The sequence below is a fragment of the Nocardia sp. KT25-26 genome, from assembly GCF_056627695.1.
In genome coordinates this window covers 1,944,814-1,960,803 of sequence record NZ_CM152813.1, presented here as the reverse complement: position 1 = coordinate 1,960,803, position 15,990 = coordinate 1,944,814, and the positions used below count along the sequence as shown (strand labels likewise).

The window sequence follows — 15,990 nt, the reverse complement described above, 5'->3', positions numbered from 1 at the left end:
ACAATCGCCCCGAAACAGAAGAAGTGAACGACGATGTCGACCATTCGAACCGCTCCGGCCTACGAGGACCCGGCCGCTCTGCTCGCCGCCGCGGCCCCGGCCGAAGCCACCGCCCGGCATGCTGCCTGGGTGGCCCGGTACGTGGGTCGTGGCCGCACCGCGCTCGGCCCCGACGATGTCGCCGCCCTGGCCGGGTCGTTGCAGCCCAGGCTGTTCGAGCGCGGTGCCGCCCTCTTCGCCGAAGGCACACCGGCCGTGGGCGTTTGGATCGTCCGGCACGGCCGGATCGAACTGTCGAAGAGCGCGGGACGACCGCGCCGGGCGGTGGCCGGCGTGCTGCGCCCCGGCGATGTCATCGGCGATGTCGAATGTCTCCTCGATGTGGCCATGCCCTATACCGGACATGCCCTCGACGATGTCATGGCCCTGGTCCTGCCGCTGCGCGACTTCGAAGCGCTGCTGGTCGACAGCCTGCCGCTGGCCCGGCGCTGGCTGGCCAGCGTCGCCCAGCGGCTCGCCGCGAGCCAGCACCGGATGGTCACGATGCTGGGCCGCTCACTGACCGTCCAGGTGGCCCAACTGCTCCTGGACGAAGCAGTGGACGGCACCGTACCGCTGACCCAGCGGACCCTGGCTGCAATGCTCGGCGTCCAGCGCCAATCGCTGAACAAGATCCTGAAGGATTTCGAACGGCAGGGCTGGATCACCGTCGGCTACGCCACCGTCATCCTGCGGGAACCCGCGCAGTTGCGGGCGACCGCGGCCTGACCGCCGCCGTCACTCCTCGGCGGCGAGCTGCCCGCAGGCCGCCGCGATCTCCTGCCCCCGGGTATCGCGCACCGTACACGGCACCCCCTGGGCATTCACCCGCCGCACGAACTCCCGTTCGACCGGCTTCGGACTGGCATCCCACTTGCTACCCGGCGTCGGATTCAACGGAATCACGTTCACATGCACCCGCGACCCCAGCGCCTTGTGCAGCTTCTCACCGAGCATGTCGGCCCGCCACGGCTGATCGTTGATGTCGCGGATCAGGGCATACTCGATCGAAACACGACGACCGGACCGGTCCGCGTAGTAGCGCGCGGCGTCGAGCACCTCCGACACCGGCCACCGGTTGTTCACCGGAACCAAGGTGTCGCGTAGTTCGTCGTCGGGAGTGTGCAGTGAGACTGCCAGGGTGACCGACAGGTCCTCGTCGGCCAACTTGCGGATGGCAGGAGCGAGGCCGACGGTGGACACCACCACATTGCGCTGCGAGATCCCGAACCCGTCCGGCGCCGGCGCCGTGATCCGGCGGACTGCGCTCACCACCCGCTTGTAGTTGGCCAGCGGCTCCCCCATCCCCATGAACACGATATTGGACAGCCGGCCCGGGCCGCCGTGCACCGCGCCGTCGCGCAGCGCGGCCGCCGCCGCGCGCACCTGGTCGACGATCTCCGCGGTGGACAGGTTTCGGTCGAGCCCGCCCTGGCCGGTCGCGCAGAACGGGCAGGCCATCCCGCAGCCGGCCTGGCTGGAGATGCACAGGGTGTTGCGGTCGGCGTACCGCATCAGCACACTCTCCAGCAGCGTGCCGTCACCGGCCCGCCACAGAGTTTTGCGGGTGTCGCCGTCGTCGCAAGTGATATGCCGGACCACGTCGAGCAGCGGGGGGAACAGTGCGCTGCCGATCTGCTCCCGGACCGCGGCCGGCAGATCGGTCATCTGCTCCGGGTCGGCCTGCAACCGGGCGTAGTACTGCCGGGCCAGCTGATCCGCCCGGAACTTGGGCAGCCCCAGCTCCTGCACCGCCTCGCGACGCTGATCGGCATCCAGGTCGGCGAGATGCCGCGGCGGCATACCACGGCGGGGGGCATCGAAGACGAGGGGCAGGGAGGCCATAATTCGTCCATTCTCCCAAACACCGTCCGTTCCGCCGCGCCCGCCCCGGATCGCGAAGCCACAGCGCGCCGATCCCGGCCCGGAACGCCGGTATCGGCGATGATCGAAGGATGGCGCACAACCCCGAACACACACCCGATCCGGGCAATGCGGCCGATCCCGCGAAGCCGACCCCGCCGACCGGCGAACCGGATGCCACCGCCCCGGCCCGGCCCGGTAAGACCGCGCTGCCGAAATCGCGCACCGGCTACACCTGGACGGCGCTGCTCGCCGCCGCGATCATCGGCATCGTCCTGCTGGTCTTCATCATCCAGAATCTGGATCAGGTGGAAGTCGAGCTGCTGTTCTGGAGTCTGTCGCTGCCGCTCGGAGTCACCGTGCTGCTGTCGGTGATCGCCGGTGCCCTGGTGATGGGGCTGGTCGGCGGGGTCCGGATCCTGCAGCTGCGCCGCGCTGCCAAGAAGCACTGACGGCGGCGCCCGCGCTCACAGCAGCGCGCTGAGCACCAGCCAGGAGACGAATGCCGACGGCAACATGGAATCCAGCCGGTCCATGATGCCGCCGTGCCCCGGCAGCAGCGTTCCCATGTCCTTGATGCCGAGTTCCCGCTTGATCTGCGATTCGATCAGATCGCCACCGGTGGCCACCAGCACCAGCCCGATACCGAGCACGACACCGATCATCGAGTTCGCTTCCAGCAGGAGCGTGACGGTCAGCAGGCCACCGATCACGCTGAACACCAGGGAACCGAAGAACCCCTCCCAGGACTTCTTCGGGCTGATCGCGGGCACCATCGGATGCCGGCCGAACAACACCCCGGCCACGTAGCCGCCGACGTCCGAGCACACCACCAGGATCATGAAGGTGAGCACCCGCAGGTTGCCGTCCGGTTCCAGGAGCAGCAGGGTCGCGAACGACGCCAGCAGCGGAATCCAGGACAGGGTGAACAGCGTGATGGCGGTATCCCGCAGGAAGTTGCGCGGCGCCGTGCGCAGGCCGTGGTCGAACAGCCGCCACACCATGCACGCCAGCGCCGTCGCGGCGAAAGCGCCGAGCACGCCACTCGCACCGAACGGCCAGCCCAGCCAGAACACCGCCTGGCCACCCGCGATCAGCGGAATCCGCGGCACCAGCACGTCGGCCTCGCGGAGCCGCTTGGCCACCTCCCAGGTGGCCACCCCGACCGCGACCCCGGCGACGCCGATGAACACCTTCGGCACGAACAGCAGGATCGCGATCAGGGACAGACCCAGGCCCAGCCCGACCGCCAGCGCAGCCGGCAGATTCCGACCGGCCCGCGAGGTCCGTTGCGGCTCGGACTGCTGCGGCACCGGCTGGGCAGCATCGGCCGATGCACCAGCGTCAACGGCTGGTTCCGGCTCCGGTGCCGCACCGGTGGCGGCGGCGTTCTCGGCCACGATTGTCCCGTCGCTCAACTCGTCGCTTCCGTTATCCCCCGCCCGAGCGGGACGACCCGACTTCCCCGCTCAGACCTCGAGCAGTTCCGATTCCTTGTGCTTGACCAGCTCGTCCACCTGCCCGACGTACTTGGCCGTGGTCTTGTCCAGTTCCTTCTCGGCCCGGCCGACCTCGTCCTCACCGGCCTCGCCGTCCTTCTGGATGCGGGACAGCTCGTCCATCGCCTTGCGCCGGACGTTGCGGATCGAGACCTTGGCGTCCTCGCCCTTGCTCTTGGCCTGCTTGACCAGTTCGCGGCGGCGTTCCTCGGTCAGCTGCGGGATGGTGATCCGCAGGATGTCACCGTTGTTGGTGGGGTTCACCCCCAGATCGGAGTTGCGGATCGCGGTCTCGATCGGCCCCAGCTGTGCCTGTTCGTAGGGCTTCACCACCACCATGCGCGGCTCGGGCACCGTGATGCTGGACATCTGGGTGATCGGCGTCGGCGACCCGTAATAGTCCACCACCACTCGGGAGAACATGCCCGGGTTGGCGCGACCGGTCCGGATGGATCCGAGATCGTCCTTCGCCACCGAGACAGCCTTCTCCATCTTCTCCTCGGCGTCGAAGAGCGCTTCTTCAATCACGACCGTTTCCTCCACTGCGTCGTCATCGTCATGATCCGCGGATGCGGGGTCAGGACCGAACCAATGTGCCGATGCTGTCACCGGCGACCGCTCGGGCGATATTGCCCTTGGTCAACAGATTGAACACCAGAATCGGCATCTGGTTGTCCATACACAGGCTGAAGGCCGTCGCATCGGCCACCTTCAGCCCGCGTTCGATGACCTCCTTGTGGCTGATCTCGGCGAACATGTTCGCATCCGGAACCTCCCGCGGGTCCGCATCGAACACGCCGTCGACCGCCTTGGCCAGCAGCACCACGTCGGCGCCGATCTCCAGTGCGCGCTGCGCGGCCGTGGTGTCGGTGGAGAAGTACGGCATGCCCATACCCGCACCGAAGATGACCACCCGGCCCTTTTCCAGGTGCCGTTTGGCCCGCAACGGCAGGTACGGTTCCGCGACCTGCCCCATCGTGATGGCCGTCTGCACCCGGGTGTCGATGCCCTGCTTCTGCAGGAAATCCTGCAGGGCCAGGCTGTTCATCACGGTGCCCAGCATGCCCATGTAGTCCGAGCGGGCGCGTTCCATACCGCGCTCCTCGAGTTCCGCACCGCGGAAGAAGTTGCCGCCGCCGATCACCACGGCCACCTGGGCGCCGGTCGCGACCACCTCGGCGATCTGCTCGGCCACCGCCTCCACCACGTCCGGGTCCAGTCCGACACCACCCCCGCCGAACATCTCGCCGCCGAGTTTCAGCAGCACCCGGCGATATCCTGGGCGATCGTTACCCGGGTCGGTCATCGGTGTCGGTCTCCTTCTCCCTGGTGATGGACTCGTCGCCGCACACACGCGCCGCGAAGCGTATTCCATCCTGCCTTATCCGGATTCCGGAGCGGTACAAGACCCCCGGGTGCCGGTTTCGGATCCGCGCCGGGCCGGCCCGGAACAGCCGTGGGCCCCGTGCAGTGCACGGGGCCCACGGTCCGATCGGTGCCGGATCAGGCCTGGCCGACCTCGAAGCGGGCGAAGCGGGTGACGGTGACACCGGCCTCGTCCAGCAGCGCCTTGACGGTCTTCTTGGAGTCGGTGACCGACGGCTGCTCCAGCAGGACGACATCCTTGAAGAAGCCGTTCAGGCGGCCCTCGGTGATCTTCGCCAGGGCGGCCTCGGGCTTGCCTTCCTCGCGGGCGGTCTGCTCGGCGATGCGACGCTCGTTCTCCACGATGTCGGCCGGCACCTCGTCCCGGGTGACGTACTTGGCCTTCAGCGCGGCGACCTGCATGGCGGCAGCGCGGGCGGCCTCGGCGGCGGCGTCACCGGAACCGGTGTACTCGACCAGCACACCGACGGCCGGCGGCAGATCGGAGGCACGCTTGTGCAGGTAGGTGGCCACCGGGGCGTCGAGGGAGACCACCCGGCGCAGCTCCAGCTTCTCACCGATCTTCGCGGCCAGGGCCTGCAGCGCATCGTCGACGGTCGAGTCGTTCAGCTTCAGCGCCTTCAGCGCGTCCAGATCGGCCGGCTTCGCGGCGGCGGCCGCGGTGGCGATCGCCTCGGCCAGCTCCTGGAACTCGGCGTTCTTGGCGACGAAGTCGGTCTCGGAGTTGATCTCGACCATCACGCCGTCCTTGGCGACGACCAGGCCCTCGGCGGTGGTGCGCTCGGCACGCTTGCCGACATCCTTGGCGCCCTTGATGCGCAGCGCCTCGACGGCCTTGTCGAAGTCGCCGTCGTTCTCGGCGAGGGCGTTCTTGCAGGCCATCATGCCGGATCCGGTCAGCTCCCGGAGCCGCTTCACGTCAGCAGCGGTGTAGTTCGCCATCGGTGGCGAGCCTCCTGTGTTATCGGAGCGCTGGCGCGCTCGTGTTCTCGGCCATCGGCCCTACTGGGGTATCTCGGGTTTACACCACCTTGCCGACCGCGCCTGAACTCAGACGGGCCGGCAAGGTGAACGGTGAGCTACCGAACGACTCAGAAGTCGGCCGGGGTGTGCGCCGCGGGCGCTTCCTTGACCTCGGCCTCGGCCGCGGTCTCGACCGCCGGCTCGGCGTTCGGGTTCGCCTGGGCCAGCAGCTCCTGCTCCCACTCGGGCAGCGGCTCGTCGGCGCCGGCCTCCGGCTTCACATCGCCGGCGGCCCGGCCCGCGCGGGCCTGCACACCCTCGGCCACCGCGGAGGCGACGACCTTGGTCAGCAGGGCGGCGGAGCGGATCGCGTCGTCGTTGCCCGGGATCGGGTAGTCGACCAGGTCGGGATCGCAGTTGGTGTCCAGGATCGCGATGACCGGGATGTTGAGCTTGCGCGCCTCGCCGACGGCGATGTGCTCCTTGTTGGTGTCGACGACCCACACGGCCGAGGGCACCTTGGCCATATCGCGGATGCCGCCGAGGGTGCGCTCCAGCTTGTTCATCTCACGCGTGAGCATGAGGATTTCCTTCTTGGTGCGACCCTCGAAACCGCCGGTCTGCTCCATCGCCTCGAGCTCCTTGAGGCGCTGCAGGCGCTTGTGCACGGTCTGGAAGTTGGTCAGCATGCCACCCAGCCAGCGCTGGTTGACGTAGGGCATCCCCACCCGGGTCGCCTCGGCCGCGATCGACTCCTGGGCCTGCTTCTTGGTACCGACGAAGAGGACGGTGCCACCGTGGGCGACGGTCTCCTTGACGAACTCGTAGGCCTTGTCGATGTAGGTCAGCGTCTGCTGCAGGTCGATGATGTAGATGCCGTTGCGGTCGGTGAAGATGAACCGCTTCATCTTCGGGTTCCAGCGCCGGGTCTGGTGTCCGAAGTGTGCGCCGCTGTCGAGCAGCTGCTTCATGGTTACGACAGCCATGGCTCTCGTATCTCGCTTTCGTTGCCGGTTGTCGCGATCGATCGGCGATCGATCGCCCTGGCGCCACCGAAACCGCCGGACCCGGTTCGGACCGGGACCAGCCGACGATTTCCACTTCCGCCGCTGGAACCTCGCCCGGGCGGAAACACCCGGAGGGCGTACCTGCTGTGCGAGCAGCGCCCAGACATACGGATCGGGTGGCGCGCGAAGTCGATTTCCGCCGGGCACCGAACACGTTCGGCCACGTCCCGGACAAAAACCGCCTGCCCAGTTTACGCGCCCGCGCACCGGGTGCGAAATCAGCCCGGCGCAACCCCACCCCACCGGCTTGTGGCCAGCTCGGTGTTCACATGCTGGAACCTTGTCCCCAATCGGCCCCGACCGGTCCGGCCGGGCCGCCCCGCCGAGCAGAGTGGAGCCATGTCCACGCCGCCGCCGTGTCCGGTCCCGATCCCGCCGCGGGACCGGGCGCCCAGCGGGTCGCACCCCGGCCTGCACAACCTCACTGCTGCCACCGGCTCACCGCCGGAGAGTGCTCCCACCGCACGCATGCCCGAGCGCGGATGCCGCGAGTCCGCCGAAGGATCCCGTCGCCACGCCCCCACCGCTACGCCCGGCTCCCAACCGCCGAACGATGCTCGCGCCGCTCCGAGACGCGAGCGCGAGTGCAACCAGTCCGCCGGAGGACCGGGTCACCACACCCCCGCCACAGCGCCCAGCTCACCGCCGGACCGTGCTCTCACCGCACGCATGCCAGGGCACGGGTGCCGCGAGTCCGCCGGAGAATCCCGTCGCCACGCCCCCACCGCTACGCCCGGATACCAGCTGCCGAACGGCGCTCACACCACCCCGGGACCCGGGCGCAAGTACCGCACGTCCGCCGGAGGACCCGGTCACCACACCCCCGCTACGCCCGGCTCCCAACCGCCGAACGATGCTCGCGCCGCTCCGAGACGCGGGCTCGGGTGCCGCAAGTGGGCCGGTGGATCCCATGGTGGCGGCGCTCGACCGGTCCAGGGACGGCACCGGCCGGGCACCACCGGACCGGGCGGTTCGGGGCATCGTGGACGCGACCGGCCGGGGGCGAGGGTGGCGCTGGCAGCAGTGCTCGTCGCCGCCGGGGCGGCAAGCGGGCTCGGGGCGGGGCCGGTGCACGCTGAACCGGGCCCGGAGTCCCGGAGCCGGGCCGGTCCTTACGTGTGGCCGCTACGACCGCACCCGCCGGTGACTCGGCGTTTCGACGGGCCGGTGCACGACTGGTTGCCGGGTCATCGCGGTGTCGATCTGGCAGGGGCGCCGGGGCAGCCGGTGCTGGCCGCCGGTGCCGGGATCGTCGTCTTCGCCGGAATGGTCGCGGGGAAGCCGGTCGTCTCGATCCGCCATTCGGGTGGACTGCGCACCACCTACGAGCCGGTCCGGTCGGAGCTCGCCGCCGGTCGCCGGGTGGCGCGGGGCACCCCCATCGGGGTCCTCGAAGCGGGCCACCCCGGTTGTCCCCGTGCCGCATGTCTGCACTGGGGTGCCCGCCGGGAGGCGTCGCGCCGCAATCACCGGGAGTACATCGATCCGCTGGGCCTGCTGTACCGGTATCCGCTTCGGCTGAAACCACTGCGCCGCAGCCGGCGGGCGAATGACGGCGCCGGATCTATCGTGCGGTGACCACCAGGATCGCGAGGAGCCCGGCCAGGATCACCACCGCAGCCGTCGCGGTCACTGCGGTACCACTGTGGCCCCAGTGACCGTGCCGAAGCGATCGCCCCCGGAGCCAGCCCAGCACGGACAACAGAATGCTCACCACCGCAGCCGCGGCCGTCGCCGCGAAGGCCGCACCACCACCGAGCAGCAAGGCATGGTTGCCGAAGAGCAGGGCACACAGCGCCGCCGCCAGCGCGGTGCGGCGCCATGCCAGGGCCGTGCGTTCGGCGACCAGCATCGCCGGCCCCGGGCCCGCAGACGGCCCCGGGCCCGCAGCCCCGGAATCACGCACGGAGGCACCTCACAATCCACGGCTCCCGCGTGTACGAGGCCTGCCGTGCCGGTCGGCTCGTTCGCCCACTCGCCTCACGGCTCACCGCCCTGGCTCCCGAAGCACCGGGACCACCTACCCGGCAGACGTGCCGGCTACCCACGTCGGGATATCCGGATACCCGGCCGGCGCACCCGAACCCTTGACCGACCCGCCGTCCCCCGGCGCACTCGAGCACGCGGCCAGCCCGCTGTCCCCCGACACACCCGAACACCCGACCGACCCACCGTCCCCCGACACACCCGAGCACGCGGCCAGCCCACTGTCCCCCGACACACCCGAACACCCGACCGACCTGCTGTCCGCCGATGTCGAGTGACAGGCTCGGCTCGCTCCCCGGTCGCGCCTTCGATGACCTCCGGCGCCCCGGTGTCGGCGCACCGGACGGCACCGATCCACTCGCGGACTCGTTCACTGCAGCAGGACCGGGATCGCCGCGAGTACCGCGACCACTGCGATGCCGATGGCCAGCAGCGGGACCAGCACGGTGCCGGGCAACGGTTCGCCGCGCCGCATCGCGGTGCCGGTGCGGCGCCAGTGGGCATAGGCACCGCCTGCCACCACCAGCGCCAGTACCAGGCAGACCAGCGTGATGATCCGGTGGAATCGGGGCAGCAGATCCGGGTCGACCAGCGTGTAGACCGCTACACCACCGGCCAGCAGCCCGAGCGCAGTTCGGATCCAGGCCAGAAAGGTGCGTTCGTTGGCGAGCGTGAAACGGTAGTCGATTTCCTGTTCACCGGATTCGGCATCGTCCCCGGGTCCATCCACGAAGTCCTCCCGATTTCCCGCAGCTGCCCGTGGCCGACGAGAACACCCCCGCCGGGTCACGGTCCGCACTCGACCGACCGAGCCGATGATACGGCCGAACCGCCCCAGCGGACCGGACCGCCACCTGCCCCCGACGGGTGCACCCACCGCCACCCGTGCCGCCGGTGTCCGGGTCCGGGAACGGCGGACCGGAATGCCGGGATACGTGATCAGGCGCGCGGATGTGCCTGGTCGTGGACTCGCTTCAGGCGTTCGGCGGAGACGTGGGTATAGAGCTGGGTGGTGGCCAGGCTGGCGTGCCCCAGCAGCTCCTGCACGACGCGAAGGTCGGCGCCGCCTTCCAGCAGGTGGGTGGCGGCGGTGTGCCGCAGCCCGTGCGGCCCCATGTCCGGGGCGCCGGGAATCGCCGACACCGCATCGTGCACCACGGTGCGGGCCTGCCGAGGGTCGAGCCGCCGGCCGCGGCGCCCGAGCAACAATGCGGGCCCGGAGGTCTCGGTGGCGACGGCGGGCCGTCCCCGCCGCAGCCAGGCCTCCAGGGCGGTGTCGGCCGGAACACCGAACGGCGTCACCCGCTGTGTGTTCCCCTTCCCGAGGACCCGCAGCACCCGGCGCTCCCGGTCCAGATCCTCGAGGTCGAGTCCGCACAGCTCACTCACCCGGATACCGGTGGCGTACAACAGCTCCACAATCAGCCGGTCGCGCAGCGCAATCGGATCCTCCTGGGCCGCCCCGGATTCCGCGGCCGCCATAACCGACGAAGCCTGGCTGCGGGCGAGTACCGACGGCAGCGTTCGATGCGCCTTCGGCGCCCGCAGGCGGGCGCCCGAATCGGCGGTGAGCCGGCCGGTTTCGGTCAGCCAGGCGGTGAAGGTACGCACCGCCGAGGCGCGCCGGGCCAGCGTGGTCCGCGCCATTCCGGCATCCGCCTGCTGTGCCAGCCAGGACCGCAGCAACGGCAGGTCGAGTTCACCGATCGCGGCATCCGGAGTTTGCCGGTACAGCTGTTCGAGCAGTGCCCGCACGTCGCCGAGGTAGGCCCGCACGGTGTGTTCCGAACGGTTCTGCCCGTAGCGCAGCTGTCGGCCGAATTCGCGCAACAACGCTTCCAGATCCTCCGGCAAGTCCCGCATCTGTCCACCGTTGCGGGCGCGCGCGGTCGGCGCAAGCCCACGCGCCGCGACGGACCACCACCGGCCACGACCCGACCGGGCGCCACCGCCGCGCCGGCCGGGCCGAACCCGGCACCGGATCGCCGGCCGGAACGGATCGGGCGCGCTCGCGCTGCGCCCGATCCGGCAGCACCGGCGCGGATCAGGCCCGGGTAGAGAGGGCGGGTGCCAGCGCCCGGAGCGTGCCGGCCACATCGTCGCCGAGAGCCTGAACGGCGACATGGTCGGCGCCGCGGTGCAGATGCTCCTGCAAACCTGCCGCCACCTCGGTGACCGACCCGTGCCGGGCGAGCTCGTCGATGATCCGGTCACTGCCCGGAGCCGCGATATCGGCGTCGGTGAAGCCGAGCCGGCGCAGGTTGGCGACGTAGTTCGCCAGCTGTAGGTACATCCCGACCACGGCGCGGCCGGTGGTGCGGGCCCGTTCGGGATCCTCATCGAGCACGACCTTCTGCTCGACGGCCAGCAGTGCATCCGGACCGAGGATCTCGCGCGCTGTCGCGGTATGGTCCGGCGTCCCGAGATACGGCAGCGCCCCCGCCGTGCGATCCCGGGCCAGCCGCAGCACGCGCGGCCCCAGCGCCGCGAGTGCCCGCCGGTCCTGCGGGACTCCCGCGGCGTCGAGCTCGTCCAGGTACTCCACCAGCGCGTCGTACGGCGTGCGGTAGGTGCCGTCGATCTCCGGGTGTCCGGCACCGATACCGAGCAGGAATCGGCCGGGGAACCGGGCCTCGATCCGGTGGAACGATTCGGCCAGTTCCTTCGCCGGTGCCGACCAGATGTTCACGATGCTGGTCGCCACCGTGACGCTCTCGGTGGCCGCCAGCAGCTCCGCCACTCCCGGTAGCTGCGCCGGCGGTGAACCGCCGATCCAGAGCGTGCCGAACCCGAGCGCCTCGAGTTCCTGTGCGTCCTGAGGCGTGAAAGGCTTGCCCGCCCGCCAGATGCCGTACCGTCCGAGTCCATCGATCGCCATATCCGGTGCCAACTCCACGATGCCGGAGGCTATTCCGGACGCATCCGGAACCAGCCGCGGTCGTCGCAGCCGGCCAGCCCGGCCAGCTCCAGCGCGGGCAGCGCCACCCGGACCGCCGCCGGCGTCAAACCGGTTGCCGTGGCGAGCGCCCGCGGCAGCAACGCGCCGGAGACCGGCAGCGCCGCATAGACCTCGGCCTCGTCATCGGACAGCCGCTCGGCCACCTCCGGAACCGGTGCACCGGATACCGCCAACCGCAGTGGCCCGACCGCCTCGAGCACCTCCGAAGCATCGGTCACCAGGGTGGCCTCGCCCTCGCGGATCATCCGGTGACATCCGACGGAGGCCGCCGAACCCACCGATCCCGGTACGGCCAGGGCGGGACGCCCCTGCCGGCGTGCCCACTTCACCGTGTTCCGGGCACCGCTGCGCCGCCCCGCCTCGACCACCAGCACCCCGTCCGCGAGGGCGGCGATCAGCCGGTTGCGCGCCAGGAAGCGGTGCTTGTGCGCTACTGCACCGGGCGGATACTCGCTCACCACCAGTCCGGTGTCGGCGATGGCGTCGAGCAGCCGATGATGCTGCGCCGGGTACGGGCGATCGAGCCCGCAGGCCAGTACGGCGATCGTCGGGCCACCGACACCCAGGGCGGCACGATGCGCGGCGCCGTCGATCCCGAACGCCGCCCCGGAGACGATCGTCCAACCGTGCGCCGCGAGCTCCCCGACGACCTCCCCGACCACCTGCTCCCCGTATCCGGTACTGCACCGGGCGCCCACCACCGCGACCGCCCGCTCGGTGAGCTGGGCGAGCGACCCCGGGCCACGCACCCACAACGCCAGCGGTACCCCACCGTCACCGTCGCGCCCCGGTGCCAGCTGTTCCAGACCGAGCAGCCGCCAGGCCGGCCACTCCGGATCATCCGGAGTCACCAACCGGCCACCCAGCTCGGCCAGCACCGCCAGGTCACGAGCCGCCACATCGACACCGCGCCCGGCACCGGTGGCCGACCGCAGCGGTTCCGGCAGCGCACACTCCCGAACCGCGCGAGCGGCTTCCAGCACGCCCACCCGCTCGATCAGCGCCGACAGCGGTGCACAGGGCGCCTGTACCACCCGGGACAGATAGGCCCAGGCCAGCCGGCGCTCATCGCCGGCACCGATCGGCACGACCGGTTCGGGCGCACCGAGCCCCACCCCGTTCATGAGCGCACCTCGCCGGTGCCCGACGATCGCGGGCACCCGGTGCCGGGTGATCCCGGTTCCCGCATCTGCGCGCTCATGCCGCACTCCGCTGCCGGAAGTTCAAGGCCGCCAGCACGTCCCGGACCGACGGCTGCTCCGCTCCGCGCAGGTCGCAGACCGTCCAGGCCACCCGGACCGCTCGATCGGCGCCCCGCGCCGACATCTGCCCGGTCCGCAGCGCGGCTTCGATCGGGGCCACCGCATCGACCGGAAGCCGGAAACGCTGCCGCAGCACATGCCCGGGTACTTCGGCATTGCTGGTCCACCCGAAGTCCCGCCACCGCTGCGCCGCCGCCTCCCGGGCGCGGGCCACCCGCTCGCGTACCGCAGCACTGGACTCCGGAGTGTCGGCATCGAACGCCGCGCCCCGGTGTCCGTGCATCCGGACCCAGATATCGATCCGATCGAGCAGCGGCCCGGACAGTTTGCCCAGATAGCGCCGCCGGGCGAGCGGGGCGCAGATGCAGTCCACGTCCCGCGCGGGCGCACAGGGACAGGGGTTCGCCGCCAGCACCAGCTGGAACCGGGCCGGATACCGGGCGACGCCGTCGCGGCGGGCGATCCGCACCTCGCCTTCCTCCAACGGTGTCCGCATGGCCTCCAGCACCTTCGTTCCGATCTCGGCGCATTCGTCGAGGAACAGCACACCGCGGTGGGCTCGGCTCACCGCACCGGGGCGGGCCAGTCCGGAGCCGCCGCCGATCATGGCGGTGGCCGAGGTCGAATGATGCGGGGCCACGAACGGCGGCACGGTGATCAGCGGTTCGCCGGCGGACAGGGTGCCCGCCATCGAATGGATCGCGGTGACCTCCAGCGCCTCGGGCGCGGTCAACGGCGGCAGCAGGCTGGGCAGGCGCTGGGCCAGCATCGTCTTGCCGATTCCGGGCGGTCCGGTGAGCAGCAGATGGTGTCCGCCGGCCGCCGCAACCTCGAGCGCCCACCGTGCCTCGTCCTGGCCGACCACCTCGCTCAGATCACCGGCGGTCACCGGTGCGCCGACCACCCGGCCGGCCGGTTCGATCAGCCCGCCCGCACCCCGCAACCAGGACACGGTCGCGCGCAGATCGGATGCGCCGAGCACCTCGATCCCGTCGACGAGCCCGGCCTCCTCGACCGCTTCGGCGGGGACCACCACCGTGCCGATCCCCGCGGTCCGGGCGGCGAGCACCGCGGGCAATACCCCGCGGACCCGCCGCACCCGACCGTCGAGCGCGAGCTCCCCGAGCAGTACCGCACCCGCCGCACGGTCGCCGGGGACGGCGCCCGAGGCGTGCAGCACCGCAACGGCGAGCGCCAGGTCGTATACGCTGCCCACCTTCGGCAGGGTGGCCGGGGACAGGGCGAGGGTGACGCGGCCGTCCGGCCATTTCTCGCCGGAGTTGGCCACAGCCGACCGGACCCGGTTGCGGGATTCCTGCAGGGCGGTGTCGGGCAGCCCGACCAGGTTCACCGACGGCAGTCCCTGCCCGATATCGGCCTCGATCTCGACGATCTGCCCGTCCACCCCGGCCACTGCGACCGACAGTGCTCGTCCGAGCGCCATCTCAGAACACCGCCCGCAGGTGATCGATCACCGGCCGATGCCCGCGCTGCACCAGCACCGAGACCACATCGAACCGGACCCGCCGCCACGGTGCTTCCTGTTCGGCCAGCCACAGCAGGGCCAGCCGGCGGATCCGCTGCTGCTTGTCGAAGGTCACCGCCTCGGCCGGCGAGCCGAATCGGGTCCCGGACCGGGTCTTCACCTCGACGAAGGCTGTCACACCGGGTTCGGTGGCGATCAGGTCGAGCTCCCCGTACCGGCATCGCCAGTTGCGGGCGAGAATATCCATCCCGCCGTCGCGCAGATACTGCGCGGCCAGCTGTTCTCCGTATGCGCCGAGCGCCCGTTTATCCGTCACCGCCCCAGCGTCGCCCGGCCGGTTTCGGCACCGGCCGCGGTGACCTGGGCAGACAACGAACCTGTGGACAACTCATCGACTGTGGAGAACTCGGTGTCGCGGCGGGGTGCGCCGGCCGGTCATTCCGGCAGGCGCAGATCCGGCTTCTCCAGTTCCTCGATGTTCACATCTTTGAACGTGATCACCCGGACGTGCTTGACGAAGCGAGCCGGTCGGTACATGTCCCACACCCAGGCATCGCTCATCCGCACCTCGAAGTACACCTCGCCGTCGGCGTTCTGCGGGCGCAGTTCCACCGAATTGGCCAGGTAGAACCGTCGTTCGGTCTCGACCACGTACGAGAACTGACCGACGATGTCCTTGTACTCGCGGTACAGGGACAGCTCCATCTCGGTTTCGTACCTCTCGAGGTCCTCGGCACTCATCGGGTGGGACGTCCTCCTTCTCGCGATGCTGCGTGCTGTGCTGCCATCATCGCGCATGCGCGACGTCGGTGGCCAACCGGCCACCCGCCGCGACCTCCAGTTCCCGCACATTACGCCAGGAACGACGATGTTCGCTGGAGGGGCCGAGCGCGGTGAGCGCCGCGGTGTGCTCGGCGGTGTTGTAGCCCTTGTGGGCGGCGAACCCGTATCCGGGCAGTTCGGCGTCGAGGGCCACCATCATCCGGTCGCGGGTCACTTTGGCAAGAATACTGGCCGCTGCGATACATGCCGCCGCACCGTCTCCCCCGATCACCGGCAGCGACGGCACCGGCAGCCCCGGCACCCGGAAGCCGTCGGTGAGCACGTACCCGGGCGTGGAACCCAGACCGGCGACCGCACGACGCATGCCTTCGATATTGGCGACATGGATCCCGATCGCATCGATCTCCCAGGCCGGCACCACGACCACCTGCCAGGCCAGGGCGAGCCGGGTGATCACCGGGTACAGCTGCTCCCGGGCCGACTCGGTGAGCCGTTTGGAGTCGTCCAGTCCCGCCAGGGCGGTCTGCGCCCGCGGTGCAAGGATGCACGCCGCCACCACCAGCGGTCCGGCACACGGCCCGCGGCCCGCCTCGTCCACTCCGGCCACCGGCCCGAGACCGCTCCGGATCAATGCCGATTCCAGGGTGCGCAGGCCACCGGCCCGGCGCATCGCCACCCGCGGCGGCCAGTTCGTCCG

19 protein-coding genes are annotated in these 15,990 nt (G+C 70.4%); 4 read left to right on the top strand and 15 right to left on the bottom strand.

The window, feature by feature from the left end; all coding sequences use genetic code 11:
- The first annotated feature begins 33 nt into the window (after positions 1-33).
- Positions 34-768 (top strand): Crp/Fnr family transcriptional regulator, encoded by a 735-nt coding sequence (locus AC1HFH_RS08990; protein WP_480246968.1) that lies wholly within the window; start codon positions 34-36, stop codon positions 766-768.
- A 9-nt stretch (positions 769-777) separates the two neighbouring features.
- Here the strand turns inward: AC1HFH_RS08990 and rlmN are convergent, their stop codons facing one another.
- Positions 778-1,887, bottom strand: coding sequence for a dual-specificity RNA methyltransferase RlmN (gene rlmN / locus AC1HFH_RS08985; protein ID WP_480247785.1), 1,110 nt, complete (start codon positions 1,885-1,887; stop codon positions 778-780).
- Between the two features lie 107 nt (positions 1,888-1,994).
- Between rlmN and AC1HFH_RS08980 the strand changes: the two genes are divergently transcribed.
- Entirely contained in the window at positions 1,995-2,354 is a 360-nt protein-coding gene (locus tag AC1HFH_RS08980) for a LapA family protein (RefSeq protein WP_480246967.1), read from the top strand.
- A gap of 15 nt (positions 2,355-2,369) precedes the next feature.
- On the opposite strand, the gene AC1HFH_RS08975 is transcribed toward AC1HFH_RS08980, so the two are convergent.
- The 5 genes from AC1HFH_RS08975 to rpsB all read right to left on the bottom strand — a co-directional run bounded on the left by AC1HFH_RS08975 (position 2,370) and on the right by rpsB (position 6,736).
- Entirely contained in the window at positions 2,370-3,215 is an 846-nt protein-coding gene (locus AC1HFH_RS08975) for a phosphatidate cytidylyltransferase (protein ID WP_480247784.1), read from the bottom strand.
- A gap of 156 nt (positions 3,216-3,371) precedes the next feature.
- A complete protein-coding gene (frr, locus tag AC1HFH_RS08970) occupies positions 3,372-3,929 on the bottom strand; it encodes a ribosome recycling factor (protein ID WP_480246966.1) in 558 nt (185 codons plus the stop codon).
- Between the two features lie 49 nt (positions 3,930-3,978).
- Complete coding sequence (gene pyrH / locus AC1HFH_RS08965; RefSeq protein WP_480246965.1) at positions 3,979-4,707, bottom strand: UMP kinase; 729 nt, start codon at positions 4,705-4,707, stop codon at positions 3,979-3,981.
- Between the two features lie 197 nt (positions 4,708-4,904).
- Entirely contained in the window at positions 4,905-5,729 is an 825-nt protein-coding gene (gene tsf, locus AC1HFH_RS08960) for a translation elongation factor Ts (RefSeq protein WP_480246964.1), read from the bottom strand.
- A 149-nt stretch (positions 5,730-5,878) separates the two neighbouring features.
- A complete protein-coding gene (rpsB, locus tag AC1HFH_RS08955) occupies positions 5,879-6,736 on the bottom strand; it encodes a 30S ribosomal protein S2 (protein WP_480246963.1) in 858 nt (285 codons plus the stop codon).
- A gap of 1,089 nt (positions 6,737-7,825) precedes the next feature.
- Between rpsB and AC1HFH_RS08950 the strand changes: the two genes are divergently transcribed.
- A complete protein-coding gene (locus AC1HFH_RS08950) occupies positions 7,826-8,395 on the top strand; it encodes a M23 family metallopeptidase (RefSeq protein ID WP_480246962.1) in 570 nt (189 codons plus the stop codon).
- On the opposite strand, the gene AC1HFH_RS08945 is transcribed toward AC1HFH_RS08950, so the two are convergent.
- On the bottom strand, positions 8,382-8,723 hold the full coding sequence (locus AC1HFH_RS08945; protein WP_480246961.1) for a DUF202 domain-containing protein: 342 nt from the start codon (positions 8,721-8,723) through the stop codon (positions 8,382-8,384). The two genes, AC1HFH_RS08950 and AC1HFH_RS08945, sit on opposite strands and share 14 nt — an antisense overlap.
- Before the next feature lie 127 nt (positions 8,724-8,850).
- On the opposite strand from AC1HFH_RS08945, the gene AC1HFH_RS08940 reads away from it, so the two are divergent.
- Positions 8,851-9,081 carry a hypothetical protein gene (locus tag AC1HFH_RS08940; RefSeq protein ID WP_480246960.1) on the top strand — a complete coding sequence of 77 codons (231 nt, stop codon included), beginning with the start codon at positions 8,851-8,853 and terminating at the stop codon, positions 9,079-9,081.
- Between the two features lie 92 nt (positions 9,082-9,173).
- On the opposite strand, the gene AC1HFH_RS08935 is transcribed toward AC1HFH_RS08940, so the two are convergent.
- The 8 genes from AC1HFH_RS08935 to AC1HFH_RS08900 all read right to left on the bottom strand — a co-directional run bounded on the left by AC1HFH_RS08935 (position 9,174) and on the right by AC1HFH_RS08900 (position 15,963).
- Entirely contained in the window at positions 9,174-9,533 is a 360-nt protein-coding gene (locus AC1HFH_RS08935; protein ID WP_480246959.1) for a YidH family protein, read from the bottom strand.
- Positions 9,534-9,742: 209 nt separating this feature from the next.
- Positions 9,743-10,666, bottom strand: coding sequence for a tyrosine recombinase XerC (locus AC1HFH_RS08930; RefSeq protein ID WP_480246958.1), 924 nt, complete (start codon positions 10,664-10,666; stop codon positions 9,743-9,745).
- Positions 10,667-10,847: 181 nt separating this feature from the next.
- Complete coding sequence (locus AC1HFH_RS08925) at positions 10,848-11,681, bottom strand: LLM class F420-dependent oxidoreductase (RefSeq protein ID WP_480247783.1); 834 nt, start codon at positions 11,679-11,681, stop codon at positions 10,848-10,850.
- Positions 11,682-11,710: 29 nt separating this feature from the next.
- Complete coding sequence (dprA, locus tag AC1HFH_RS08920) at positions 11,711-12,886, bottom strand: DNA-processing protein DprA (RefSeq protein WP_480246957.1); 1,176 nt, start codon at positions 12,884-12,886, stop codon at positions 11,711-11,713.
- 73 nt (positions 12,887-12,959) lie between these two features.
- A complete protein-coding gene (locus AC1HFH_RS08915) occupies positions 12,960-14,468 on the bottom strand; it encodes a YifB family Mg chelatase-like AAA ATPase (protein ID WP_480246956.1) in 1,509 nt (502 codons plus the stop codon).
- 1 nt (position 14,469) lies between these two features.
- The gene (locus tag AC1HFH_RS08910; RefSeq protein WP_480246955.1) at positions 14,470-14,826 is read right to left on the bottom strand and encodes a YraN family protein; all 357 of its coding nucleotides are present in this window, start codon (positions 14,824-14,826) and stop codon (positions 14,470-14,472) included.
- 119 nt (positions 14,827-14,945) lie between these two features.
- On the bottom strand, positions 14,946-15,251 hold the full coding sequence (locus AC1HFH_RS08905) for a DUF2469 domain-containing protein (protein WP_480246954.1): 306 nt from the start codon (positions 15,249-15,251) through the stop codon (positions 14,946-14,948).
- Positions 15,252-15,297: 46 nt separating this feature from the next.
- Positions 15,298-15,963 (bottom strand): ribonuclease HII, encoded by a 666-nt coding sequence (locus AC1HFH_RS08900; protein WP_480247782.1) that lies wholly within the window; start codon positions 15,961-15,963, stop codon positions 15,298-15,300.
- Positions 15,964-15,990 lie beyond the last annotated feature (27 nt).